The organism is Millisia brevis NBRC 105863, from assembly GCF_001552615.1.
Taxonomy (GTDB): domain Bacteria; phylum Actinomycetota; class Actinomycetes; order Mycobacteriales; family Mycobacteriaceae; genus Millisia; species Millisia brevis.
Map to the genome: position 1 here is coordinate 172,639 of NZ_BCRN01000010.1, position 25,740 is coordinate 198,378.

Annotated in this window: 23 protein-coding genes; 15 read left to right on the forward strand and 8 right to left on the reverse strand. The window is 70.2% G+C overall.

Annotation, left to right across the window (positions count from 1 at the left end):
• The first annotated feature begins 76 nt into the window (after positions 1-76).
• Together MB1_RS15455 and MB1_RS15460 are read left to right on the forward strand one after the other, a co-directional pair.
• Positions 77-2,071 carry a DUF5336 domain-containing protein gene (locus MB1_RS15455; protein WP_066909012.1) on the forward strand — a complete coding sequence of 665 codons (1,995 nt, stop codon included), beginning with the start codon at positions 77-79 and terminating at the stop codon, positions 2,069-2,071.
• Between the two features lie 138 nt (positions 2,072-2,209).
• Positions 2,210-4,168, forward strand: a complete 1,959-nt coding sequence (locus MB1_RS15460; RefSeq protein WP_066909015.1) for a cell division protein PerM — start codon at positions 2,210-2,212, stop codon at positions 4,166-4,168.
• Between the two features lie 78 nt (positions 4,169-4,246).
• Here MB1_RS15460 and MB1_RS15465 read toward each other — a convergent pair whose 3' ends face one another.
• Positions 4,247-4,801, reverse strand: a complete 555-nt coding sequence (locus MB1_RS15465) for a nuclear transport factor 2 family protein (protein WP_084351871.1) — start codon at positions 4,799-4,801, stop codon at positions 4,247-4,249.
• A gap of 150 nt (positions 4,802-4,951) precedes the next feature.
• On the opposite strand from MB1_RS15465, the gene MB1_RS15470 reads away from it, so the two are divergent.
• From MB1_RS15470 to MB1_RS15490, 5 genes are all read left to right on the forward strand, one after another.
• Positions 4,952-6,652, forward strand: a complete 1,701-nt coding sequence (locus tag MB1_RS15470) for a cation:proton antiporter (RefSeq protein ID WP_066909018.1) — start codon at positions 4,952-4,954, stop codon at positions 6,650-6,652.
• A 36-nt stretch (positions 6,653-6,688) separates the two neighbouring features.
• A complete protein-coding gene (purN, locus tag MB1_RS15475) occupies positions 6,689-7,381 on the forward strand; it encodes a phosphoribosylglycinamide formyltransferase (RefSeq protein ID WP_084351873.1) in 693 nt (230 codons plus the stop codon).
• Positions 7,374-8,966 carry a bifunctional phosphoribosylaminoimidazolecarboxamide formyltransferase/IMP cyclohydrolase gene (gene purH, locus MB1_RS15480; protein ID WP_066909021.1) on the forward strand — a complete coding sequence of 531 codons (1,593 nt, stop codon included), beginning with the start codon at positions 7,374-7,376 and terminating at the stop codon, positions 8,964-8,966. Before purN ends, purH begins: the two co-directional genes overlap by 8 nt.
• 77 nt (positions 8,967-9,043) lie before the next feature.
• Entirely contained in the window at positions 9,044-10,459 is a 1,416-nt protein-coding gene (locus MB1_RS15485; protein WP_439646950.1) for an ATP-binding protein, read from the forward strand.
• Positions 10,460-10,493: 34 nt separating this feature from the next.
• Complete coding sequence (locus tag MB1_RS15490) at positions 10,494-12,518, forward strand: vWA domain-containing protein (RefSeq protein ID WP_066909027.1); 2,025 nt, start codon at positions 10,494-10,496, stop codon at positions 12,516-12,518.
• Positions 12,519-12,584: 66 nt separating this feature from the next.
• Here MB1_RS15490 and MB1_RS15495 read toward each other — a convergent pair whose 3' ends face one another.
• The 3 genes from MB1_RS15495 to MB1_RS15505 form a co-directional block, all read right to left on the reverse strand.
• Positions 12,585-13,043 (reverse strand): hypothetical protein, encoded by a 459-nt coding sequence (locus MB1_RS15495; protein ID WP_066909031.1) that lies wholly within the window; start codon positions 13,041-13,043, stop codon positions 12,585-12,587.
• A gap of 121 nt (positions 13,044-13,164) precedes the next feature.
• The gene (locus tag MB1_RS15500) at positions 13,165-13,371 is read right to left on the reverse strand and encodes a hypothetical protein (protein WP_066909034.1); all 207 of its coding nucleotides are present in this window, start codon (positions 13,369-13,371) and stop codon (positions 13,165-13,167) included.
• A 178-nt stretch (positions 13,372-13,549) separates the two neighbouring features.
• The gene (locus tag MB1_RS15505; RefSeq protein ID WP_066909037.1) at positions 13,550-15,172 is read right to left on the reverse strand and encodes a hypothetical protein; all 1,623 of its coding nucleotides are present in this window, start codon (positions 15,170-15,172) and stop codon (positions 13,550-13,552) included.
• A gap of 202 nt (positions 15,173-15,374) precedes the next feature.
• Between MB1_RS15505 and MB1_RS15510 the strand changes: the two genes are divergently transcribed.
• The 7 genes from MB1_RS15510 (at position 15,375) to MB1_RS15535 (ending at position 21,935) form a co-directional block, all read left to right on the forward strand.
• Positions 15,375-16,058, forward strand: a complete 684-nt coding sequence (locus MB1_RS15510) for a response regulator transcription factor (protein ID WP_066909040.1) — start codon at positions 15,375-15,377, stop codon at positions 16,056-16,058.
• Positions 16,059-16,060: 2 nt separating this feature from the next.
• Positions 16,061-17,485 (forward strand): HAMP domain-containing sensor histidine kinase, encoded by a 1,425-nt coding sequence (locus MB1_RS15515; protein ID WP_066909043.1) that lies wholly within the window; start codon positions 16,061-16,063, stop codon positions 17,483-17,485.
• A 177-nt stretch (positions 17,486-17,662) separates the two neighbouring features.
• Positions 17,663-19,198: a S1C family serine protease gene (locus tag MB1_RS15520; protein ID WP_084351877.1), complete on the forward strand. Its 1,536-nt coding sequence runs from the start codon at positions 17,663-17,665 to the stop codon at positions 19,196-19,198.
• A complete protein-coding gene (locus MB1_RS15525; protein ID WP_084351879.1) occupies positions 19,198-19,725 on the forward strand; it encodes a MogA/MoaB family molybdenum cofactor biosynthesis protein in 528 nt (175 codons plus the stop codon). Before MB1_RS15520 ends, MB1_RS15525 begins: the two co-directional genes overlap by 1 nt.
• 5 nt (positions 19,726-19,730) lie before the next feature.
• The gene (locus MB1_RS25170; RefSeq protein WP_084351881.1) at positions 19,731-20,075 is read left to right on the forward strand and encodes a hypothetical protein; all 345 of its coding nucleotides are present in this window, start codon (positions 19,731-19,733) and stop codon (positions 20,073-20,075) included.
• 588 nt (positions 20,076-20,663) lie between these two features.
• The gene (locus MB1_RS15530) at positions 20,664-21,332 is read left to right on the forward strand and encodes an MspA family porin (RefSeq protein ID WP_084351883.1); all 669 of its coding nucleotides are present in this window, start codon (positions 20,664-20,666) and stop codon (positions 21,330-21,332) included.
• Positions 21,333-21,509: 177 nt separating this feature from the next.
• Complete coding sequence (locus tag MB1_RS15535) at positions 21,510-21,935, forward strand: hypothetical protein (RefSeq protein WP_084351885.1); 426 nt, start codon at positions 21,510-21,512, stop codon at positions 21,933-21,935.
• A 219-nt stretch (positions 21,936-22,154) separates the two neighbouring features.
• On the opposite strand, the gene mscL is transcribed toward MB1_RS15535, so the two are convergent.
• The 4 genes from mscL to MB1_RS15555 all read right to left on the reverse strand — a co-directional run bounded on the left by mscL (position 22,155) and on the right by MB1_RS15555 (position 24,713).
• Complete coding sequence (gene mscL, locus MB1_RS15540) at positions 22,155-22,574, reverse strand: large conductance mechanosensitive channel protein MscL (protein ID WP_066909052.1); 420 nt, start codon at positions 22,572-22,574, stop codon at positions 22,155-22,157.
• A gap of 131 nt (positions 22,575-22,705) precedes the next feature.
• A complete protein-coding gene (locus MB1_RS15545) occupies positions 22,706-23,365 on the reverse strand; it encodes an SAF domain-containing protein (protein ID WP_066909055.1) in 660 nt (219 codons plus the stop codon).
• A gap of 196 nt (positions 23,366-23,561) precedes the next feature.
• A complete protein-coding gene (locus tag MB1_RS25175; RefSeq protein ID WP_084351887.1) occupies positions 23,562-23,930 on the reverse strand; it encodes an FmdB family zinc ribbon protein in 369 nt (122 codons plus the stop codon).
• 114 nt (positions 23,931-24,044) lie between these two features.
• Positions 24,045-24,713 carry a 5-formyltetrahydrofolate cyclo-ligase gene (locus MB1_RS15555; protein ID WP_084351889.1) on the reverse strand — a complete coding sequence of 223 codons (669 nt, stop codon included), beginning with the start codon at positions 24,711-24,713 and terminating at the stop codon, positions 24,045-24,047.
• 72 nt (positions 24,714-24,785) lie between these two features.
• On the opposite strand from MB1_RS15555, the gene MB1_RS15560 reads away from it, so the two are divergent.
• A complete protein-coding gene (locus tag MB1_RS15560; protein WP_066909065.1) occupies positions 24,786-25,730 on the forward strand; it encodes a UTP--glucose-1-phosphate uridylyltransferase in 945 nt (314 codons plus the stop codon).
• Positions 25,731-25,740 lie beyond the last annotated feature (10 nt).

The following is a 25,740-nucleotide window of genomic DNA, read 5'->3' on the forward strand; positions in this document are numbered from 1 at the left end:
GGCCGGTAATACTTGACGCTGGCTGTTCGGGGGCTGCCGCGGGTGGTCCCGATGGATTGCATCCGGGAGTGGTGCCATGACCGGCGAGGGGTCCCACGCGGACCACGACGCCACGCCGAAGCGGGAAGCCGCATCGGCCGACTCGGCGACCTCGTCGCCGGAGTCCGAACCGTCCGCCCCGTCCGATCTGCCCCCGCTGTCCGCCCTGGCGTGGTCGGAACCGTCTGCGTCCGAAGAGACCTCGCAGAAGGATCCCGCCACGACGGCCGACGGCACCGACCCCGCAGGCACCGGGACCGATCCGGCCGGCACCGGCGCCAACCCGGCGGCCGCTCGCACTGATCCGGCGGCCGCGGGCAGACGGGTCCGATCGACGGTCACCGGTATCGGCAACGGCATTCGATCCGGCCGCGCGTCGATCCGACGGTCGTTCACGCTGGCGGGCGACCGGGTCCTGCGCCGATCGGAGACGGTCAACGACCGCGCCGCCGTGCTGGCCTTGGCGGTCTTCGGCCTCGGCATCTTCGCGCTGCTGGTCGGCTTCACCACCAAGTGGACCGTCTACGGCGTCGCCGTGACTTTCTTCGACGGTCAGTCGGTGTCGATCGCGCTGATGATCACCGCCGGATTGATCGCCGGCACCGCCCTGCTCACCGGTCGCTACCACCTACTGGCGTTGGCGCCGACCTTCTCGGCGGCGGCGCTGGTCGTGTTGGCCGCGGAGCTGATCGAAGGCCCGCTCGGCAGCGAGCACGTCACCGTCGGCTTCGGCGGCTACTCCGCGTTGATCGTCGGGCTCCTCCAGTGCGTACTCGGCACCTACGCGACCGGCGCGGCGAATCTGCCCGCCACACGCTTCTTCGTCCCGGTGGCCGATTCCGATGCTTCGACGTCCCGCCGGGAATCTCGTCGCATCTCGGTTCCACACCGAACCGCCGGCGCCGATATCCACGCCGCCGGTATCCACGCCGAGGCCGGGGCGACCGACGACCGCGGGGCCGGCGTCGACGGAGGGGTCACCGTCGGTGCCGGTAGCCCCGCTCGTACCGGGAGCCCCGTCGGCGCCGAGGACGACGCCACCCCGCTGTCGCTCGGCGATGTGGTGGCGATGCCGGCATGGGACGGGGACGACGAGGTGCCGCGCAGGGACCGGACGGACCGCTCGTACGGTTCGGCCCCCGCCGGTACCGGCCGCGGTCGCGCGGCCGCCGCGCAACCGGGATCGTCCCGGCGGGGACGGATCGCCGACTCCGGACCGGACGGCTCTCCGGCCGATCGGTATCCGGTCGACGAGGTGCCGCCGCGGACCGACGCCGATCGAGCGGGGGACGACCGCAGCGGCGAGACGCACCGCAACGGCAGCGACGCGGAGCATCCGACCGGCGATCGTGCGACCGGAGACCGGCCCACCGGCGCGCAGGGCGCGGGCGAAAAGGACGATCGCGAACCCGAACTGGTCGGATACGGCGCGGCGGCCAATGGTCGCAGCGCGCGCGAACTCGACGCCGCCGGCATCGACGTCCCCCGCTACCTGGGACCGCCCCGCGGGTCGCCGCAGTCGAACTACCCCCTGCCCGGCGGCGACGGTGGCCGCCGCCCGACCCGTCCGCAGTACCGATACGGCGCCTCGATGGGCGCCACGCCCTATCGGCGTCCACGCAATCCGGCCGAGGCGTACCCGGTGATCGGTGACGAAGCCCGACCTGCCCGACCGAATCCGCCCGCCCGACCGGATCCGCCCGCCCGACCGGATCCGCCCGGACGGGCACCGGCCGCGCCCTCCGAACCGGCCGGTGAACGGCCGCCGGCCGAACCGGTCGCCGAGCGCGATAGGAGCGGTGAGCCGGCCCCCGAAACCCCGCCGGCCCTCGAGCGGCAGCACGGTGCCGAGCCGCGGCCGGAGACTCCGCCGGGGCTCGAGCGGCAGCGCGGTGCCGAGCCGCGCCCCGAGACTCCGCCGGAGCTCGGCCGCGTCGATGTCGCCGAGAATCCCGACGCGACGCCGACGCCGCGCGACCCGGAACCGCCGCCGTCGGAGGAACCTCCCACGCTGGGGCGCTCACCCTCCTGATCCGCGTCCGCACCCGGCCCCGAAACGGCGCCGGCGCCTCGCGGACGCGGCGGCGAGCGTCCCCGGACCCCGGATTGGGCGCCCGCCGGATCGGCGCGCCTGATCGATCGACCCGGGTCCCGATGTCAGCCTGGAACGATGAGCACGACCATCGAACGGCAGTCGGCCTCGCCGAACCGTCGGGCGAGGGCGACGGGCCCCCGCGGATCCGGTCGTGGACGACCGGCATCGAGACGCTCCGCCCGTCCGGGTGAGCTGCTTTCGCTGCGCACCGCCGCGACCGTCGCCCTCGTGCCGGCCGGAATCACCCTGTTGGTGGTGACCCTGGTGATCGTGCTGACGCTGGTCGGCGCGGGCAGCGATCTGACCGGCCTGTGGGGAGCGATCGGTTCCGCCTGGTTGGTGGTGCACCTCGCGCCCATCGAGATCTCCGGCGCTCCCTTGACCGCCGCGCCGCTGGTCCCGGCGATGGTGGTCGGCTGGTCGGTGGCCCGCCTGTGCCGTCGTATCGCCCGCATCGGGGACGGGTCGGCCGCCCGGATCGGCGCGATCGTCGCGGCGGCCGCGGCCGGGCCGATGGTCCTCGCTGCCGGCGCCTATCTGCTGGTTCTGCGGGCCTCGGCTGTCGCCGCGATCGCCCCGGGGGCCTTCATCCCCTCGGTGCTCGCCGTCGGCGGCGTCTACGCGGTCGCCGCGGTGATCGGCGTATGGCCCGTGCTCTGGCCGGCGGTGGTTGCGTGGTTCGCCCTGCCCGGGTGGATGGCGGTGTCCGGTCGCGCCGCGCGGCAGGGCGCGTATGTGCTGCTCGCGGGGGCCGCCGTCGTCATGGTGGTGCTGTTGAGCCTGTCGGTCGCGGAGATTCGCGCGATGTTCTCCGCCCCGGTCGGCGTCCTCGGGATCATCGGGGTGACGGTGCTGAGCCTGCTCTACGTTCCGACCGTCCTGGTCGGAGTGGTCGCGGTCCTGGTGGGCTCATCGATCCGGGTTGGGGATCTCGACGTCTCGCTGTTCGCGGCGACCGGCGGCACCCAACCGATCCCGTTGCCGATCATGGCGGCGATCCCCGAGACGGCGGCGGCCGGGTGGTGGCCGCTGCTGGTGGTCGTCGTTGCGGTTTCCGGGGTCCGGGTGGGCATGGTCTGCGCGCGGAACCTGCCGGACCGCGTGGCGGCGATCAAGGCGGTCGCCCTGGCCGCGGTGACCGTGGGGCTGCTCGCGGGCGCCGCGGGCTGGCTGGTCGGAGGGGCCGCCGGCTCCCGGATCAGCGTGCACATCAATGCGCTGGGCCTCGCCGGTGGACTCGCCGGCTGGTGGCTGGTGGTCGGCGCGCTGACCGTGGCCGTGCTGTTCCATCTCGGCGACGACTTCCTCGGCGATGGCGACCCCCTGCTGGTCGCCCAGCGCGCGGGACGCGAACTCGACGGCAAGAAGAAGGGCGCGGGGAAGGCGGCCGCGGAGTCGACCTCCGCTGCGACCGCCACGCCGGCGACCGCCGAAACCTCGCAGGGCGCCGGCAGCGCGGAGACCACCGGCAGCGCCGAAACTGCCGAAGCGACCGCCTCGGCCGGCGCCGCAGCACCCGCCGCGACCGACACCGCATCAACCGACACAGCGTCAACCGGCACCGCGAAGACCGCAGCCCGGGGCGCGCAGCCCGAGGGCACGTCGAAGGACTCGAAGACCGCCGGCTCGAAGGCCGACACGAAGAACGATCCGAAGGCCGCCACCTCCACGGCCGACTCGAAGTCCGCAGATACGAAGTCTGCGGACCCAAAGGCCGCCGACCAAAAGGCAGCCGACACACAGTCGAAGGCCCCGGCGGAGACGCCGAAGAAGGCTGCCACCTCGACACCGACCACCTCGACACCGACCACCCCCACTGCGGCGCCGCCCGCAGCGGCACCGGCCGCCGCAACACCGGCCGCATCCACGCCGACACCGACCAATACGTCACCGTCAAAGGCCGCCACCCCGACACCCGCGAAGCCCGCAGCCCCGATCCCCACGGCGACTACCGCACCGACCCCGACCCCGGCACCGAAACCGTCGAAGACCCCCGACGCCGATCAAGCGGACAAGCCCGGCTCGTCCACCTGATCGGGCGCCCGGCGCGCCGCGCCCGGAATCGCGTCGCGCCCGCACACAGGTCGGCGGGAACCCCCCGGATCGGGGGACTCAGAACATCGTGTTGGAGTTCGCCGACTCCGCCGGGACCTCCTGGATGACGTCCCAGTGCTCGACGATCAGACCGTTGTCGACCCGGAAGATGTCGATCACGGCCTGCTCCGGGGTACCGCTCGACCGGACGTGCAGGAAGACGAGGTCGCCGTTGGTTCCGCTGCGCACGATCTGCGCCGACGAGTCGGGGTTCTCGGCGAAGAAGCCGGTGAAGTAGTCGACGAATGGGGCCTTGCCGTCCGGCACCGACGGGTTGTGCTGGATGTAGTCGTCGGCGACGACGCTCGCCGCGTTCACGGTGTCGTGATCGTTGAAGAAGGCGTTGTAGAAGGTCGTCACCAATTCCAGGTTCGCGTCCTCTCGGGCGAGATCGCGGCTCGACTGGTCGGTCGGCGCGATCGAGGACGTCGCGGCGGCGGGGGACGCGGCCGGCGTCGACTCGGCCGCCGAGGAGCAACCGGCCAGCACGACGCCGAGGGCGACGGCGCCCGCGCCGACGGCCGCCAGACGGGTGCGACGGGTGCGAAGCGTGGAGGGGTTGAGAACGGACATGGCCGTCTCCTCTCGTGGGACAGGCCGGAACTGCGTCGTATCCGGCATCTGTCTCGAACCTAGGAGCGGGCGGACCGGAAGAAACGGTCAGAAGTCGACGCCGAATGGTCAGAAGGGGACAGCCGCTGCGGGCGTGCCTACAGTGCTGCCGTGAACTACTTGCTGATCGGGCTCGCCGCCCTGACCGTGGTGATCGTCTGCACGGCGGTCTCCCGGCGGACGGGCATCGCGACACCGCTACTGCTGCTGGTGCTCGGGATCGTCGCGAGCTACCTGCCGGCGGTCCCCGACGTCGCGATCGAGCCGGAGTTCATCCTGGCCGGGGTCCTCCCGCTGCTGCTGTACTCGAGTGCGGTGCGGTTGCCGGTCACCGACTTTCGCCGCAACTTCGGCATGATCACCTGGCTGTCGGTGTTGCTGGTCGTCCTGTCGGCCCTCGGCGTCGGCCTCGCGATCCACCTGATCTTCCCGGCGATCCCGCTGTCGCTGGCGGTGGCCTTCGGCGCGGTGGTCAGCCCGACCGATGCCGTGGCGGCGACCTCGATCGGTAAACGTCTCGGACTGCCGGGCCGATTGATGAGCATCCTCGAGGGCGAGAGTCTGGTCAACGACGCCTCGGCGCTGGTGACCCTGCGGACCGCGCTGGCCGCGCTCGCCGGTTCGTTCAGCTTCTGGCAGGCGCTCGGCGAGTTCGGACGCGCGGTGCTGGTGGCGGTGGTCGTCGGCGCCCTGGTCGGCTTCCTGACGTCGCTGGTGCGCGGTCGGGTCGACGATCCGGTGCTCAATACGGTGATCTCCTTCTTCGTCCCCTTCGTCGCCTACCTTCCGGCGGAGGAACTGCGCGGCTCAGGTGTGCTGGCCGTCGTGGTCGCCGGCCTGATCGCCGGGCACCACGCCACGCGGCGGCTGTCCGCGGAGGCCCGCGCCTTCGACGCTTCGAACTGGGCGACGATCAGCTTTGTTCTGGAAAGTTCACTCTTCCTGATCCTGGGGCTCGAGCTGACCGGGCTGGTCGCAAGGGCGCAGGCGGAGGGCGGCCTCGGTCAGGTGGTGGCGATCGCGGCGATCACGCTGGTGCTCTTGGTGGTGTTGCGGGCCCTCGGGGTCGGCGTGGCGGTGCTGTTTCGCAATCGGAGCGGATTTCTGCGTCGGACCGAACAGCGGATCGAGGCCACCGAACAGTGGCTGTCCGGAGCGGCGCCCGAGACCGAGCGGCAGCGCTCGCGTACCGAGTCGATCCGGCGGTCGGTCGACCGGCATCGCGCCGATGTCGCCTTCGAGCGCAGCGAGCCGATCGGCCGGAAGGGTGCCCTGGTGTTGACGTGGGCGGGGATGCGCGGCGTGGTCACCCTGGCCGCCGCCCAGACCATCCCGGTGGGCACGCAGCTGCGGGACACCCTGATCCTGGCCGCCTTCGGGGTCGCGGTCGCCACCCTGCTCGGTTTCGGCTCCTCGCTGCCGGCGCTGATCCGCCGGCTCGACTTCCCCGATGTCAGCGCGCAGGACAGCCGCGAGGAGTTCGGCGCCCTGCTCCGGTCGCTCGGCGACTCGGCGGTCGAACAACTCGGCCCCCTGGACGACCAGATCGTCGACGGGCGCCCGCTGGACCCGGCGGTCGCCGACCGGATGCGGTCGATGGTCGACGCCTTCCGGGAGCGCCGCGTGGTCGCCAACAACTCCGAGGGGGCGGCCGACCAGATGGCCGAGATCTACCGCCGGTATATCGCGGCGCTGCGCGAGGCGCTGGTCGAGGAGCGGTCGATCGGCGCCTACCGATCCGAGACCTATGCCAAGGCGCAGCGGATGCTCGACGCCCTGGAAACCCGGGGCGGCATGAGCGGGTTGACCTGACCGAAGTCCGGATGAACCGCTCAACTACTCTCTTCGATGCGGCCGACAGCCGCGTGCAGTCCGCGCGGCGCACAGCGCCCATGTCCCGCAGGAGAAATCGAGCTGTCCGCATCGCCCGCCGACCGGTCCCGGATCGTGGTTCTCGTCTCCGGTGACGGCTCGTTGTTGCAGGCCGTCCTCGACGCCGCCGCCGACGTCGACTACCCGGCTCGGGTGGTCGCCGTGATCGCCGACCGCGACTGCTTCGGACTGCGGCGCGCGGAGAAGGCCTCGATCCCCGCGACGATCGTGGCCCCCGCCGACAGCGTCGACCGCCCCGCCTGGAACGACCGCCTGATCGAGACCGTCGACGCCCACCGGCCCGACTGGGTGATCTCGGCGGGGTTCATGCGCATCCTGGGACCGGCCTTCGTCGGCCGATTCGCCGAACGGATCGTCAACACCCACCCGGCCCTGCTGCCGGCGTTCCCCGGTGATCGCGCGGTCGCCGATGCGCTGGCCTACGGTGCCAGGGTGTCCGGTTCGACGATTCACCTCGTCGACGAGGGCGTGGACACCGGACCGATTCTGGCCCAGGAGGCGGTGGTCGTACACGACGACGACACCCGCGAGACTCTGCACGAACGGATCAAGACCGTCGAGCGGCGACTGCTGGTCGACGTCGTGGCGGGTATCGCCGCCCACGGCGTGACGATCGAAGGACGAAAGGCACGAATAGCTCGTGAATGAAGCGCTCTCCTCCACCACGACCGCGACCGCCGGTCGGCGCCCGATCCGTCGCGCGCTGATCAGCGTCTACGACAAGGCAGGCCTCACCGCACTGGCCGCGAGCCTGCACGCCGCGGGCGTCGAGATCGTCTCGACCGGCTCGACCGCGGCGCGCATCGCGGAATCCGGCGTGCCGGTCACCGCGGTCGACTCGGTCACCGGCTTCCCCGAGATCCTCGGCGGTCGGGTCAAGACCCTGCATCCGCGGGTGCACGCCGGACTGCTCGCCGATACGCGCAATCCCGAGCACATCGAGACCCTCGCCGAGCACGACATCGCCCCCTTCGAACTGGTCGTGGTCAACCTCTACCCGTTCACCTCCACGGTCGCCTCCGGCGCCAGCCAGGAGGAATGCGTCGAGCAGATCGACATCGGCGGCCCGTCGATGGTGCGCGCCTCGGCCAAGAACTTCGCCTCGGTCTCCGTGGTCGTCGATCCCGCCGACTACGCCGAGATCGGCCGCGCGGTCACCGACGGCGGCTTCACCCTCGCCGAGCGGGCCGCCCTGGCCGCCAAGGCGTTCCAGCACACCGCCGAATACGACATCGCCGTCGCGTCCTGGTTCACCAGCGTGATCGACCACGGCGACGTCGCCTTCCCGGCGTGGATGGGTGCGGTCTGGCGGCGCTCGGCGGTGCTGCGCTACGGCGAGAACCCGCACCAGGGGGCGGCGCTCTACGAGTCGACCTACGGCGCCCGGGGTCTGGCGCAGGCCGAGCAGTTGCACGGCAAGGAGATGTCGTACAACAACTACACCGACGCGGACGCCGCCTGGCGGGCCGCGTGGGACCACGAGGCCGCCTGCGTCGCGATCATCAAGCACGCCAACCCGTGCGGTATCGCGATCGATCTCGACGAGTCGATCGCCGCGGCCCACCGCAAGGCGCACGCCTGCGACCCGGTCAGCGCGTTCGGCGGCGTGATCGCCACCAACCGCGAGGTCTCGGTCGAGATGGCCGAGCAGGTCGCGGAGATCTTCACCGAGGTCGTGATCGCCCCCGGTTACGCCGACGGGGCGGCCGAGATTCTCAGCCGTAAGAAGAATATTCGGCTGCTGGTCGCCGCCCCGCCGCAGCGCGGCGGTGCCGAATTGCGGCCGATCTCCGGTGGCACCCTGCTGCAGCAGCGCGACGTGCTCGACGCCCCCGGCGACGACCCGGCCAACTGGACGCTCGCCGCCGGACCGGCGGTCGACGAGGCGGTCCTGGCCGACCTCGCCTTCGCCTGGCGGGCCTGCCGCGCGGTCAAGTCGAACGCGATCCTGCTCGCGAAGGACGGCGCCTCGGTCGGTGTCGGAATGGGCCAGGTCAACCGGGTCGACTCCGCCCATCTGGCCGTCCAGCGCGCCGGGGATCGGGCCGCGGGATCGGTCGCCGCCTCCGACGCCTTCTTCCCCTTCCCGGACGGGCTCGAAGCCCTGCTCGACGCCGGGGTCACCGCGGTCGTCCAGCCGGGCGGCTCGGTGCGCGACGATCTGTCGATCGAGGCGGCCAACCGCGCCGGCGTGACGATGTATCTGACCGGCGCCCGGCACTTCGCGCACTGACCCGTCGACCACTTGCGGCCCTCGGGTCGGTTTCGCCCGCGTGGCGGGCCGCCCCGAGGGTACGTAGCGTTGATGCGGTGAGCAGCGTGGACAGCACCGACAGCCCGACGGACAACGCGACCGATCGTCCGACCACGGTGGGTGCGCTGCGTGCCTCCGGGCACGTCGCGCAGTCCCTCGAGGACGAGATGCGCACGAACCTGCTGCGGGCGCTGCGCGCGGGCGAGGATCCGTGGCCGGGGATCGTCGGGTTCGAGACCACCGTCCTGCCGCAACTCGAACGGGCCCTGATCGCCGGACACGACGTCGTGCTGCTCGGCGAACGCGGCCAGGGCAAGACCCGGCTGCTGCGCACGATGGTCGGCCTGCTCGACGAGTGGACACCGGTGATCGAGGGATCGGAGATCGGCGAGCACCCGTACGAGCCGATCACCCCGTCGTCGATCCGCCGCGCCCGCGAACTCGGCGATGATCTGCCGGTCGCCTGGCGGCATCGCAGCGAGCGGTATACCGAGAAGCTCGCCACCCCGGACACCTCGGTGGCCGACCTGATCGGCGACGTCGACCCGGCGAAGATCGCCGAGGGACGCAGCCTCGGCGACCCGGAGACGATTCACTTCGGACTGGTACCGCGCGCTCATCGCGGCATCGTCGCGATCAACGAACTTCCCGACCTGGCCGAGCGCATCCAGGTGGCGTTGCTCAACGTCATGGAGGAACGGGATATCCAGATCCGCGGTTATACGATCCGGCTCCCCCTGGACATCCTGCTGGTGGCCAGCGCCAACCCGGAGGACTACACCAACCGCGGCCGGATCATCACCCCGCTCAAGGACCGCTTCGGCGCCGAGATCCGCACCCACTATCCGCTGGCGCTGGACGACGAGATCGCGGTGATCGAGCAGGAGGCGCAGCTGCGGGCCGAGGTGCCGAGCCACCTGGTCGAGATCCTCTCGCGGTTCACCCGGGCGCTGCGCGAGTCGCCGTCGGTCGATCAGCGCTCCGGCGTGTCGGCGCGCTTCGCGGTCGCGGCGGCCGAGACCGTCGCCGCGTCGGCCCTGCATCGCAGCACGATCCTCGACGAGGCGGACCCGGTCGCCCGGCCGGTCGACCTCGCCGGCGTGATCGGCGTCCTGCGCGGCAAGGTCGAATTCGAATCGGGTGAGGAGGGCCGCGAGACCGAGGTGCTCACCCACCTGCTGCGGGTGGCGACCGCCGAGACCGCACGCGAACGGCTCGCCGGGCTCGACCTGGGCCCCCTGGTCGCGGCGATCGACGCCGGGGAACCGATCGTCACCGGTGACGGGGTGACCGCCAAGGCGCTGTTGGCGGCGATCCCGAATGTCGAGGTCGTCGCGCAGGTCGCCGACCGTCTCGACGCGCGCACCGACGGCGAACGCGCGTCGGCGGTCGAACTCGCTCTCGAAGGTCTCTATCTCGCCCGCCGCATCGGCAAGGACATCGGTGCCGACGGGGAGACCGTCTACGGCTGATCGCCGCGGCCGGCCGTTCGGACAGGAGAACGCCATGGCAGATACGCCGTCGGGTCGCGGCCGGGATCGGACCCGCACCAATCGCACCCGTTATGCGCGCTACAGCGGCGGGCCCGACCCGCTGACCCCACCGCTCGATCTGCGCGACGCCCTCGACGCGATCGGCCGCGAGGTCCTCGAGGGGTCGTCGCCGCGCCGCGCGATGCGCGAGATGCTGCGCCGCGGTACCGACGGCACCACCGGGCTGGACGAACTGGCCCGCCAAGCCGCCCGACGTCGCCGGGAATTGCTGGAACGCAATAACCTCGGCGGCACCCTGGAGAAGGTGCGCGAACTGCTCGACCGCGCGGTCCTCGAGGAGCGCAAGCAGTTGGCCCGCGATCTGGACGACAACGCCCGCTTCGCGGAGATGCAGCTCGAACAGCTGCCGCCGTCGACCGCCGCCGCCGTCAGCGAGCTGTCGTCCTACCAGTGGCGCAGTGACGCCGCCCGGCGCGACTACGAACAGATCCGCGACCTGCTCGGCCGTGAGGTCCTCGACCAGCGGTTCACCGGGATGAAGAAGGCCCTGGAAGGCGCCACCGACGCCGACCGCGAGCGCGTGGTCGAGATGATGCGCGACCTGAACGCGCTGCTCGAGGCGCACGGCCGCGGGGAACCGGACGTCGATCGGCAGTTCTCCGACTTCATGCGCAAACACGGCCAGTTCTTCCCGGAGCGCCCCAAGAATATCGAGGAGCTGATCGACGCCCTCGCCGAGCGGGCCTCCGCCGCGGCGCGGCTGCGCAATTCGTTGACCGACGAGCAGCGCGCCGAACTCGACGCCCTCGCCGCCCAGGCCTTCGGCACCCCGGATCTGATGGGTGAACTCGACCGGTTGGACGCCGCGCTGCGCGAGGCGCGGCCCGAAGCCGACTGGGACGGCTCGCGGACCTTCCGCGGCGAGCAGGGACTCGGTCTCGGCGACGGCACCGGGGCGCTGCAGGACATCGCCGAACTCGAACGGCTGGGGGAGCAGCTCGCCCAGCAGTATCCGGGTGCGCAACTCGACGATATCGACGCCGAGGGCCTGATTCGCCAGCTCGGTGAAGAGGCCGGGGTGTCCCTGCGCACGCTGTCCGACCTCGAGCGGGCGCTGCAGCAGCAGGGCTACCTCGACCGCGGGGCGGACGGCCAGTGGCGGCTGTCCCCGAAGGCGATGCGGGTACTCGGCCAGGCGATGCTGCGCGACATCGTCGGCGGCACCGATCAGCGGCCCGGGGCGCGCGATACCCGGCTGACCGGGGGCACCGGCGAGCCGACCGGGGCGAGCCGCCCGTGGGAGTTCGGCGATACCGAGCCCTGGGACGTCACCCGCACGATCACCAACGCCGTCCTGCGCACGAGCATCGACGCCGGCCCGCGCAACGGGGCCGATCGAGTCCGGCCGGTGGACGGGCGGATTCGCCTGCAGGTCTCCGACGTCGAGGTCGTCGAGACCGAGATCCGCACCCGCGCGGCCGTGGCGCTACTGGTCGACACGTCCTTCTCGATGGTGATGGAGGGCCGGTGGGTGCCGATGAAGCGCACCGCCCTGGCGCTCAATCACCTGGTCAGCACCCGATTTCGGGGCGACGCGCTACAGCTGATCGGTTTCGGTCGCACCGCACAGGTACTGACCGCGCCGGAGCTCGCCGGTCTCGACGGGGTCTGGGATCAGGGGACCAATCTGCACCACGCGCTGCTGTTGGCGGCCCGCCACCTGCGGCGTTTCCCCGGCGCCCAGCCGGTGGTGATGATCGTGACCGACGGCGAGCCGACCGCCCATCTCGAACCGGACGGCCACGCCTACTTCGGATATCCGACCACCGAGCGCACCTACGCGCTGACGGTGGGGGAGCTGGAGGCGATGGCGCGGATGAACGCGCACGTCACGATCTTCCGGCTCGGCGACCATCCGGTGCTCGCCCGCATCGTCGACGATATGGCGCGGCGGGCGCACGGACGGGTGGTCGCGCCGGATCTGGACGGTCTGGGCGCCGCAGTGGTCGCCGACTATCTGACCAGCCGGCGGCGGTAGCTCCGCAGCTCTCTGCGCAGGCCGGCTCTCGGCGTCTGCGCGGGTCCGGGCCGAGCCGACGCGAAGTTAGCGGCCGGAGAGCACCTCGCGGTCGCCGACCGGCTGCGAGAGGTTGACCACCAGCGTCGAATAGGACGCGACCATCAGGCAGGGGTGATCGAGCGCGGTCGCCAGGCGACCGGTCCGCACCGTGATCGTCACGGTGGACGGGGTTTCCTGCACCCCGGCGTCCGCGCCGAAACAGGCCGGGCTGCCGGAGGTGAAGTGGATCGCTATCTGATTGCCCGCCAGCTCGCTCCACGAGGAGAAGGGGACGGTCCGGTCGTCGACGAGCTGGCCGACACCGATGATCGTGCCGACGTTATCGGCCGGTACCCGGGTCGGCTCGACGGTATCGGGCCCGCCGTTCGTCGACAGACCGTCGTTCAACGCCATCGCGGCGGTGCCGGAGTCCTGGTTCGACGTCGCGTTGGCGGCACATCCGGCCAACACGCAGACAAGCATTCCGAGCATCACGAAACGCATAACAGCCACGGTAGTCCGGAACGGAAGGCCGGGCTCGTCGTGTTGTGGATTCACAGCAAGGACATAGAGTCCGTTTGCCCCGGCGCCGAGTGGGCGATCGACCGCCCACCCGGCACCGTGGTCAGATCGCCGCGGCCGCCAGAATGACGAACGCGACAACCCCGACCGCGACAAGTAGGGCGATCGCCCCGGAACCGAGAACGGCCAGCGCGGTGCCGGCCACCATCAGCATCGAGAGCAACAGAACAATCAGTCCACCGCTTCGCGTATCGACCAGTGCGTCCGGCCGATCGAGATCGGGCTTGCGGCTATGCATGGCAGCGGTCATGAGATACCCCCCATCGAGTGCCCGTGCCAAAGAGTCTGGAGTGTTGCGTCGTTACGGTCGAGCGCTGCTGATTACGATGCCGTAACGAATATTTCGAGCGAGGTGGGAATGAACCAACCGCGCGAATCGACTACACCTGCGGTCGGGTATCGGACGAATTGCCGGTCCGATGGTCCGGTTATACAGGCTCGACCGAGTTGGAGTCAACTCTATCTGTGGAGGTCGTGGCCGGTTCCGCCGCCGAGTCGGGAGCCCGGCCCGCCGAGACGAGGGCGACCGCATCCGCGGCGGTGGTGTCGAGGTCGTCGGCGTCGTCCGCATCGTCGGTGGCGTCGATCGGCGCCGGTGTCGGGTCCGCTTCGGAGTCGGCCGGCGCGGCCTGATCCTCGTCGTCCGCGGCGGTACCCGAGCGAGCCGCCGCCAGGATCGACAGCCCGATCGCCAGTGCGGTCCCGAAGACCAGGACCGGCACCGCGAGGTCGTGCATCGGGGCCTGGGCGGCGACCGCGGACAGCCCGGCGATCAACCAGCCGATCGGGGTGAACAGCGACATGATCCCGGCGGCGCGGTCGTCACCGGCGGCGGCGATCGCCGCGATCAGAACCTGAACCAACACGAGGATCGCCGCGATCCAGCGTCCGCGGGTCCGGCCGACCGCCGCGATCAGCGCCGCGGTGGCCGCGGTGATCGCCGCGGTCGCCAGCACGATCACACCCGCCGCGGTCGCGAGGGCCGCCGGCGTGGTCGCCCACCCGGAACCGATCAGGGTGATCCACCCGCAGACGGCGGTCAGAGCCGCGGGCAGCAGCGCGCGGGTGCCGGTCCGGCTACCGGACGCGGCGGCCAGCGTCGCTCCGATCAGGATCAGCACGGCGATCGGGAAACCGGGCGCGAGGGCACGGGAGACGACTGCGGCGGGAGCGCTCGCCGGTTGCGACCCGGCCGAGTCGTCGGCCGGCAGCGCGGCGCGCGCGTCGTCGATCGCGGAGGACAGCGAGGCGAGCACACCGTCGACCGGATCGACGCGCGTCACCAACTCGTTGGTCCCGTCCGTCAGCCGCCGGCCGCCGTCGTCCAGGGCGACCAGGCCGTCGCGCAATTGTGCGGCCCCGTCGGTCGCGCGCCGCAGGCCGCCCGCGAAGGGCGACGACGGGTCGTCGAGCTGATAGGTGAGCTCCTGCGAGCCGGCCCGCAACTCCTCGAGGCGGGCGGGCAGGTCCTGCATGCCGTTGGCTTGGACGACGTCGCGCAGCGCGGTGAGCTGGTCGACCGCCCGCCGGGCGGCCTCGTCGTCGACCGTCGACAAGTCGTCGATCGAATCGGTCAGAATCTGGACGACCTGGCCCTGGACGGCGGCGACCCCGGACAGGGCGTCCACCAGTGCCGACACTCCGTCGTTGAGCCGGGCGGACCCGTCGCCGATCTCCCCGAGCCCGTTGTCGAGCCGGGTGATGCCATTCGACAGCTCGGTGCCGCCCGCAGCGGCGCGATCGAGGCCGGAGGCCATCTCGCCGGCGCCGTCGTTGAGCTGAGCGGCGCCGTCGTTGAGTTTGTCGAAGCCCGATTCGAGCAGGCCGAGGGGGATCTCGGCGCGGTCGAGGGCCGCGCGAGCGGCCGCCGCGGGATCGCTGTTCGTGGTGACCGACGCGGCCGGCGCGGCGCGATAGTCCCCGGCGGGCACCTCGCCGACATCGGCCGCGAGCCCGTAGAGTCCGCCCGCGACGAGGGGCACGGCCAGCAGGGGTATCACCCCCACGGGCCGCGAGAACAGCTGTCCGATCCGGACGATCGTCGCGCGCATAGTGGACCCACGATAGGTGGCGAAGGCCGCCGTTTCCGCGAGGTGAGCCGTGCGGGCGAGTATGTGTCGTGCCCCGATTCCGGGCGTCGTGCCCGAATAGGGTGCCTCTCCGACACTCGTTGGGCGCCGTCCCGGCCCGGCCATCGGCGTTTCGCGGGGGTGCAGGCGACCAATCGGACATCCGACTGAGAACCTTGTGGGTATGCGCATCTTGGTCACCGACGACGATCGGGCGGTCCGCGAATCGCTGCGCCGATCGTTGACGTTCAACGGCTACACCGTCGATCTGGCCGGTGACGGGGTCGAAGCGCTCGGCCGGGTCGAGCACAACCGCCCGGATGCCCTGGTGCTCGACGTGATGATGCCGCGCATGGACGGCCTGGAGGTCTGCCGTCGACTGCGCAGCGCCGGCGACGACCTGCCGATCCTGATCCTGACCGCCCGCGACTCGATCTCCGAACGGGTGGTCGGCCTCGACGCCGGTGCCGACGACTATCTGCCCAAGCCGTTTGCGCTCGAGGAGTTGCTCGCGCGGCTGCGGGCCCTGCTGCGCCGCACCACCACCGATCCGGCGATCTCCGAGGAGATGGCCTTCGAGGACCTCACGCTCGACCCGGTCACCCGGGAGGTCACCCGCGGCAGCCGGTCGATCAGCCTCACCCGCACCGAGTTCTCCCTGATGGAGATGCTCATGATGAACCCGCGGCGGGTCCTCACGCGCAGCCGTATCCTCGAGGAGGTGTGGGGCTACGACTTTCCCACCTCGGGCAATGCGCTGGAGGTGTACGTCGGCTACCTGCGGCGCAAGACCGAGGCCGAGGGTGAGCCGCGGCTGATTCACACCGTGCGCGGTGTCGGGTACGTACTGCGCGAGACGCCGCCCTGATCATGGTCGCCCCACTGCGACGCGCGGAGCCGAAGGGGGCATCGGAGCTTCGCCCACCGATGCCGCTGACCCGGTCGGTTCCCCTGCGGTGGCGGCTGACCCTCCTCGCCGCGACGGTGGTCGCCGTCGCGGTCGCGCTGATGGCGATGGCGGCCTATGCCGTGGTCTCCCGCGCCCTCTACGGCGACGTCGACAGCTCGTTGCGCCAGGTCAGCAGGGTGGTGATCGAGACCCGACCCAGCGATCTCGGGCCGCAGGACCTCGCCAATGCCGTGATGTATCAGCAGGACGTGGCCGTCGCGGTGCTCTATCCGGACGGCAACAGCGACGTACCCCTGGGATTGACGATCCCGATCGGGGAGCCGGAGTTGGCGGTAGCGCGCGGCGAGCAGCCCGAGAGTCTGCGGACCGTCGATGGCACCCGCGTCCTGGCGGTTCGAGCCGACGTGGGCTGGACGCTGGTGGCCGCGATGGATCTCGGGGTGACCAAGCAGGTCCTCGACCGCCTCGCGATCGTGCTGTTCGCCGCCGGCGGCTTCGGTGTGGTCCTGGCGGCGATCGCCGGGACCGCGGTCGGACGTACCGGACTGCAACCGGTCGGCCGGTTGACCGCGGCCGCCGAGCGGGTCGCGCGGGCCGATGATCTGACCCCGATCCCGGTGACCGGCGACGACGAGTTCGCCCGCCTGACGTCGAGCTTCAACTCGATGCTCGAGACATTGGCGCTGGTGCGCCAGCAGCAGGCGCGGCTGGTCGCCGACGCCGGGCACGAGCTGCGCACCCCGCTGACCTCGCTGCGCACCAATATCGAACTGTTGATCGCCGCCGGTCGAGCGGGCGCGGCGAAGATCCCCGAGGCCGATATGCAGGAACTGCGGGCCGACGTGGTCGGTCAGATCGGCGAGCTGACCACCCTGGTCGACGACCTGATGGACCTCGCCGAGGACGACGCCCCCGGGGTGTCGTTCGAGCGGGTCGATCTCGCCGAGGTCGTCCAGGCGAGCCTGGTGCGCGCCCGGCGGCGACGCGCCGATATCGCCTTCGACGTCCAGCCGCGCCCGTGGGTGATCTACGGGGATATGAACGCCCTGGTCCGCGCGGTGGTCAATGTCCTCGACAATGCGGCCAAGTGGAGTCCGAGCGGCGCCCTGGTCGAGGTGCGGATGCGACAGATCGCCGATGGCCTGCTGGAACTGACCGTCGCCGACTCGGGGCCGGGCATCCCCGCCGAGGAACGCGAACTGGTCTTCGACCGCTTCTACCGGATGACCGCGTCGCGGGCGATGCCCGGATCGGGCCTCGGTCTGGCGATCGTGCGACAGGTGATCACCAACCACGGCGGCACGATCGAGATCGGCGAGTCCGTTATGGGCGGAACGCTGATCCGCATCGTTATGCCAGGAGAGAACGTCCCGGACTTCCAGTAAACGGCGGGCGCTTTCTCAGCGGAATCACAGCGATCGGGAGCAGTGTGGTGCCGGTCGGCGAGCCCGGTTCGTTCGGCGGTAACACCCGGTGCGCCGGAGCCGTCGGGCCCATCGGTTCGTCGTGACCGATTTGCCTGTCTTCATCACTATATGTGACCGAGAGGATCAGAGGCCTCGATGACCACCGGCGACCCCGCCAACGGAGTGCGATCCACCCAGCCGGGCGTGCCCGGCGCCGACCAGGCGACGGCATCGACCGCCGCCGAGTCGCCCGCGGCGCCCCATGGCTCCACAGCGACATCCGCCGACGGCGGGTTCGGATCGGGACAGCGTCCCGCAGCGGCCGGGTACGGACCGGGCTCCGCGGCCGGTGGATACCCGACCGGTCAGGCTGCTGCCAACGGTGGATACGCGCCCGCGCAGAGCGCCGCGCCCGGCGGCTACGGGTCGAGTGCGACCCCTGCGGCCGGATACGGGTCGGGCCAGGGTCCGGCCGGTTACGGGTCGGGGCAGGTTCCCCCGGTGGGCTTCGGCGGCACGGTTCCCCCGTCCGGTGGCGAGCCGCCGACGCCCTCGCACCCGTCCTCGGGCGGCGGTCGATCCGGTGGCCGTCTGGCGGCCGGCGCCCTGATTCTGGCGCTGCTGGCCGGTGGTGTCGGTGGCGCGGTCGGCGCCGCGGTCGCCAACAACTCCAGTGAGACCGCGACGGTGACGACCTCGCTCGATCAGCCCGCCGCGTCGTCGTCCGATGCGGGCTCGGCCGCGGCCGGCAGCGTCGAGGCGGTCGCCGCGAAGGTCCTGCCGAGCGTCGTGCAGATCGACGTCACCGGGCAGACCGGTAGCGGCGAGGGTTCCGGTGTCATCATCTCCTCGGACGGACTGATCCTCACCAACGCCCACGTGGCCGTCGGCGCCGGTGCCGGTGCCAGCCTCGAGGTGATTCTGTCGGACGGCACGCGCACCCCCGCGCAGCTGGTCGCCGCCGATACCAACTTCGACCTCGCGGTCATCCGGGTGCAGGGACAGAACAACCTGACGCCGATTCAGTTCGGTACCTCCGCCGACCTCGTCGTCGGTCAGCCGGTGGTCGCGGTCGGTTCCCCCCTCGGCCTGGCGGGCACCGTCACCACCGGCATCGTCTCGGCGCTCAACCGCCCGGTCTCGGCCAGCGGTGACAACTCCAACCAGAGCACGGTGCTAGACGCGATCCAGACGGACGCGGCGATCAACCCCGGCAACTCCGGCGGCGCACTGGTGGATATGAACGGCAACCTGGTCGGTATCAACTCGGCGATCGCCACCGTGTCGGCCGGCTCGCCCTACGGCGGCCAATCGCAGTCCGGTTCGATCGGCGTCGGCTTCGCGATCCCGGTCGACCAGGCCCGCGCGATCGCCCAGCAGCTGATCGACAACGGTCAGGTCACCATGGCGGTCCTCGGTGTCGAGGTGCAGTCGGGTGGGCCCGAGACCCAGACCGCCGGCGCGACCGTCGCCGGGGTCACCCCCGGAGGCGCGGCCGAACAGGCCGGAATCCCGAACGGGGCGGTGATCACCCGCCTCGACAATCGGATCATCGATTCGCCCAATGCGCTGATCGCGGCGGTCCGCTCCTATCAGCCCGGCGCCTCGGTCGCGGTCACGTACACCGATCAGGGCGGCGCGCAGCATACCGTCCAGGTGACTCTGGGTTCCGCCCAGAGCGGGGGTCGCTGATGCGCTTCGACACCGATACGGTGGCTTCCATGACTACCGCCGAGGCCGCAGTGACCGGCCGCGCTCTCGTGGTGATCGTCGACGATCGCGCCGCTCGACACGACTCCGCCGGCCCCGGGCCGCTGGTCTCCGAACTGCTGCTCGAGGCGGGGTTCCTCGTCGACGGCGTCGTCGCGGTCTCCAACGACCGGGTGGCGATCCGCAACGCACTCAATACTGCCGTGATCGGCGGTGTCGATCTGGTGGTGTCGGTCGGAGGCACCGGGGTGTCCCCGCGCGACGCCACGCCCGACGCGACCGCGGAGATCCTCGATCGGGAGCTGCCCGGCATCGGTGAGGCGCTGCGCTCCTCCGGACTGTCCGCGGGTGCGCTGGATGCGGGACTGTCCCGCGGCCTGGCCGGCGTCTCGGGCAGCACACTGGTGGTCAACCTCGCCGCCTCCCGAGCCGCCGTACGCGACGGCATGGCCACCCTGATGCCGCTCGCGGCGCGGGTGATCGACGAGCTCTCCGGCCTGGAAGCCTGACAACGGTGTCCGGCGACGACCGCCCGCACGATTCGGCGGCGTCGCCGGACACCGTTTCCTCTTCTCTACCTACTTCTTCTGCTCCTCTTTCTTCCTCCGCTACATCCGCCACCGATGCCGGGCCCGATCCCGCCGGTGGTTCCGCGGCGTCCGAGGACGGCGTCGACGATCGGCCCGAGCCCGACGAAACGGCCCTCGCGCGGGCGGCAGCGGCCCGTCGGGCCCGTCTCGACCGCATCTTCGGGTCCGTCCTTCCCGACACCACCGGCGACGAACGAGGCTCCGACGCGCGCTCCGAACGCGACCGCGACGACTGGACCCGCCGGCAGCGCCCTCCCCATCACCTGTGAACGACTGAATGTCGGCACAGGAAAAATGTGGCTTAGGTCTCAGTTTTTCCTCAGCTCGGTAACCGTGCGGTGCCTATCCGGTTGCCGGGGGAGGCCCTCCGCGGGTCGTTTTATGGCCCCGGGGGAGATGTACGCATCGCGATTCGAGACCTTCCCGCCATGACGGGCGCCCCGTCGGCGTCTCCGCCGGCCTACCTTTTCGCATGTCATGGATGTCCGGAGAGTGGCGTTTACCCGGTGTTCATCCGCGGGAACGGTCTGCGCGCCCGTTCGGGATGCCCTCTGTCGGTCGCCGCCCGGCAATCCGAAAAAGTCGGCTTGTGACGCGACACGTTCGGCTCGTCACACCGTAGGGATTGCTACCTCAGCGGTGACCCTCTAATCTTCTCCTCAGGTTTCGGCGGGTGTACCGGCTCGGGAGGGTTCGGGCACCTGTGGAGGCTTGCACTGTCCGACATGCAGTCCGCTGCAATGTCGCGCCGTGATCATGCCGCACAGGTCATGGACGAGGCAGTGGAGTGGATTGACCCGACAGCGTCTCGTGGCTACCGGAGTGGCGGGGCGGATGATGAACGATGAGGAAGTAAATTGACGGTAATTCAGCAGCCGCGGCGCAGCCGGGGGCTCAAGTCCATGCGTGCGGCGGTCGTCGCCGGCGCCGCCGTGTTCGGCATGATCGCTGCGAACGGCACCGCCTCCGCGGCCATCGATGATTCGAACTTCATCATCGACGGCACCGGAACCAAGATCACTGTTTCGCAGGCCGATACCTTCATCAACAGCGTCGCCCCGCTGGACGGTAACCCGCTCACCCGCGAGTGGTTCCACAACGGTCGCGCGATCGTTGACGCCGAGGGCCCCGGCGCGGAGGACTTCTCCGGCACCGCCACCATCGGCTACCAGTTCGGTTACCCGGGCAGCCTGAACGGCACCCTGTCGTTCGGTTACTCCACTCCGAACGTGAGCGCCGAGTTCGCGTTCCCGATCGGCTCGAACGGCTCCGGTGTCACCCTGAGCACCAACGATCTGCTTCCGTCGGCGTCGATCGGTGTCGACCTGACCCCCGGCCCCGGCCTGGTCGAGGTCGACGTTGCCGAGGGTGACGTCTCCGGACCGCACTCGGAGATCCAGGCGTCCAACGTCTGGGGCACCGCCACCAACATCCTCGGCAACGTGAGCGTCCGCCCGTACGTCAAGGTCACCTCCGACCTGGGCGACGTCGTGGTCACCTACGGCACGCCGTGGCGCTTCGCCTGATCTGATCGCCTCGCGATCCGATAGGTAGCACATTCACCATCAACACCGGCCCCTCCCGAGATTGTTCGGGAGGGGCCGGTGTTGTTCTCCCCGTTGTCATTACGACACTGAACAGGCGAAAGTACCAGTTTGATAGAGGATTACGCACCACGAGTCCGCGTCTGGTTCGATGGGCGCATGGGAATCCGTAGGACGGCCGGTGCGGCTGCGGTATCGATGATGGCTCTGGCGGTCGTGGCGGGCTGCGGTGGATCGCCCTCCGGGCAGAACGCCGATCAGTGCAACCAGTTCGCGACCTCTTACGACACCCTGGCCGCGGTCATCTCGTCCGGTCCGGTCGACGGTGCCGATGCGTGGGACGCCGCCAAGCGCGCCGAGCTCGACACCATCCGGGGCCTCGCCGACTCGGCGACCGATCCCGTTGCGGGACCGCTCAATACCCTCGTTCAGGGGATTCCGGACGATCCGCTCGTCCTGAGCGAACCGGACAGCGAGTCGGGCCGGGCCTTCGTGGACAACGCCGAAGCGGTCGCGCAGGCCTGCGCCGACGACGGCACCACGATCTCCCTCGTCGACTTTCCGCTGTTGTCCTTCACGAACTGAGCGATATCGGCGGCAACCGACCACAAGCCACGGAGCGGCACGGGTTTCCCGTGCCGCTCCGTCGTTTCCGTGGCTCGGCTGTACGAGAGGTCGCCGAGCCGGGGGCAGGTCCGGTAGGGAACAGCACGAAGGGCCCGACCGGATGTGGTCGAGCCCTTCGGTTGGGATCCGCGGACGTCCGTCGCGGGATCCGATGGCGCTGTGGTGGTTGCGCGCGGATTACTCCTTGGCGTGCTGTCCGGACGGAGCGGCCGACACACCGGAAGCGGGAGCGCCACCCGCGAGCAGATCGCGAATTTCCACCAACACATCGTGGTCGGTTTCCTTCGGCTCTTCCTTCGGCGTCGGAAGCAGCTTGTTCATCGGCAGCACCAGAATGAAATAGACCACCGCGGCCACCAACAGGAAATTGATGATGGCGGAGATCACGGCACCGAGATTGACGAATGTCGCGGCGCTGTCGGTGATCTGGAATCCCCAACCCAACTCGTTGTTACCGCCGACCACCGCGAGCAGCGGGTTGACGACGTACTCGGTGAACGCGGTGACGATGGCGGTGAACGCCGCTCCGACAACGACGGCGACGGCGAGGTCGATGACGTTGCCGCGCAGAATAAATTCCTTGAATCCCTTCAGCACGTGCTTCGGCCTTTCGGTTGGAGTAATGCGGTGGAAAGTACACCTGATCGTAATGCACTACCACATCTGTCCAGTAATCCAACCGTGGCGCATACACCACATTCGGAAGGACATCCGAATTCGCGTGCGGGTCAATGCAGGGTCATCGTCAGACCGCGAGTGAGCGAGGCGGCCGCCAACGTGGACGCGGCCTCGGATGGCAATGCCACCAGCACCGGCCGTTCGTCGATGTCGAGCACCTCGGGGACCAGGACCACCAACGCGTCGCGAGCGATCGGTCGCGGGTCCCCGGTCTCGTCGTCGGCGGCCAGAATGTCCACTCTGTCGCCGGCGACCAGCAATTCGACGATCGCGCGGTCGGCCGGACGAATCGGGACGATGCGGGCATCGACGTCGTCGAGGGCGGCAGCGGTCAGGCGCGGCGTCAGCAGCCTGGTGTCGGTGAGGATTTCGCCGCGCCGGATCGGTCCGGCGACCGTCAGCTCACCGGCCTGCTCGCGGGTGGTCAGTGCGCCGTCCGGGATCACCTCCTGCGGCACGCGCAGCAGCGCCAGATCATCCGGAGTCAGCACGCTGCCGGGGGTCAGATCCCGGGCGGCGATCACCACCTCGAGAGATCCGGAGCCATCCGGCCGCAGCAGGTCGCCGGCGGCGAGGACCACCGCGATCGACGCGAGCAGCCCCGCCGCCGCGCGGCGCAGTCGATGGTCTCCGGCGGCGGTCCGCAGGTCCTCCCACCGATCGAGGAACGACGGTTCGAGCGACCGGGGTGAGTCGGCCGTGCCGGACACTGCGCGGGACCCGGATCTGCCGGATCGAAGGGGAGTCGAACGGGTGGGGGAGCGACCGACCATGAGCCGACCGTAGGGGTATCGCCCGGCCGTCCGCTCGCGGCTATCCACAGGCCGGCGGCGTTATCCCCGGGCACGATGTCGGTCTTGTGTCGGTCGGCGCTGTGCGCTACCGACCGACATCGACCCCCGCGGATCAGCCGGCGGCAGCGGCCTTGCCGGAGGTGGTCGAACCCGAGCTGCCGCTCGACGAACCCGCGGACGAGGAGGTGCTACCGGACGACGCGCTCGAGGAGGAATCGGACGACGAGCTCGACGACTCCTTCTTGCTCGACGACTCCTTGCTCGACGACGAATCCCCGCCGGTCGAGGTCGTCGACGTCGAGGAGGAGCGGCTGTCATTGTGGTAGAAACCGCTGCCCTTGAAGACGATGCCCACCGAGTTGAACAGCTTGCGCAGCTTCCCGCCGCATTCGGGGCATACCGTCAGGGAGTCGTCCGTGAAGGACTGAACGATATCGAAGGCGTTGTCGCATTCGGTACACCTGTACGAATAGGTGGGCATCTCTCGCGCACTCCTGGTTGTTCCGGCATCGGAAGGCTGCGGTATCGGAGGGCCGGCACCGACCGCTTCTTTAGCACTCTACCGCCGACACTGCCAACACGACCAGCCGCCGAATCATTCCCGCCCGGAAGGGGGGTCGGCGGACTCGACTCGGACGGGGCCCCCGGACGGCGTCAGGACGTGCGTCACCCGCATGTCGTGTGGTTCGGCGGGCAAGCGATCGAGCCGCTCGTGGTCGTTGATCACCGCGACGATCCGGTCGGTGCGCTCCAGGGCCGCCAGGGTGCGGTCGTAGTGGCCGCCACCGCGCCCGAGGCGCACGCCGGTCCGGTCGATCCCCAGCGCCGGAATCGCCATCCAGAGGGCCTCTCGGGCGGCCTCCGTCGGCTCGACGGTGCCGGTCGGCTGCTGGATACCGAAGGGGCCTGATGTGAGGTCGGTCACAGATCGATATCTCGCCCAGCGCAGGGGGCCGTCGCCGTCCGGATCGATCACCGGCAGCAGCACCCGAACGTGATGGCGTACGAGCGTGTCGAGGACGGCGATCGAGCCGGGCTCGGTGCGGGCCGGTACATAGGCGGTGACCGTGACGGCATCGTCCGCGCCGACCCGCGCAACCAGTCCCGCTACCACCTCGGTCAGCGCCTCGTCGGCCCGGAGGCGCTCCTGCGGGGTCATCCCGCGCCGCCGGGCCAGCAGGTGCCGCCGCAGATCGGCCTTTCCCGCTCGGTCACCGGAAATCACAGGATCCTGCGCGTCCACTCCCGGGACATTCCCAGACATGGAGGGAACGATAGGTTGTGACTTGGCCGTGCACATACCGAAGGTTTATGGAGCGCTGGATATGGTGTCCGCATGACTTCACCCGCGAGCGATATGCAACCGGCCTTTCGCACGGCCGTGGTGCCTGCGGCAGGACTGGGTACCCGGTTTCTTCCGGCGACCAAGACCATTCCCAAGGAACTGTTGCCCGTCGTGGACACTCCGGGAATCGAGTTGGTCGCGGGGGAAGCCGCGGACTCCGGAGCCCAACGCCTGGTGATCGTGACCTCGCCCGGAAAGAACAGCGTGGTCGCCCACTTCGTCGAGGACCTGGTCCTCGAGGGCAAGCTCGAGGCCAGTGGCAAGACCGAGCTGCTCAACAAGGTGCGTGTGGCGCCCTCCCTGCTCACGGTGCAATCCGTGGTACAGGAGCAGCCCCTCGGCCTGGGCCACGCGGTCTCCCGCGTCGAGGAGGTCCTCGACGACAGCGAGGATGCGATCGCGGTCCTGCTGCCCGACGATCTCGTCCTGCCGCGCGGCGTCCTCGAGGTAATGGGGCGCGTCCGCCGCAAGCGCGGCGGTTCGGTGCTCTGCGCGATCGAGGTACCGGAGGATCGGGTGTCCTCCTACGGCATCTTCGAGACCGAGATCGTGCCCGATGCGGTCAATCCGAACGTTCTGCGGGTGACCGGAATGGTCGAGAAGCCCGATCGGGACGATGCGCCCTCGAATCTCGCCGCCGCCGGTCGGTATTTGCTGGATCGCGAGATTTTCGACGCGCTTCGGCGAATCGAGCCCGGCGCGGGTGGCGAATTGCAGCTGACCGATGCGATAGCGTTGTTGATCAAGGATGGCCATCCGGTCCACGTCGTCGTTCATCGCGGATCGCGCCACGATCTGGGTAATCCGGGCGGCTTCCTGCGCGCCGCGGTCGACTTCGCCCTCGAGCGGGACGACTACGGCCCCGCATTGCGCGAATGGCTCGAGGAGCGCCTGAGCCCGAACTGGGCGGCCCCGCAGCTGACCACGGACGAGTAACCACGGCGGA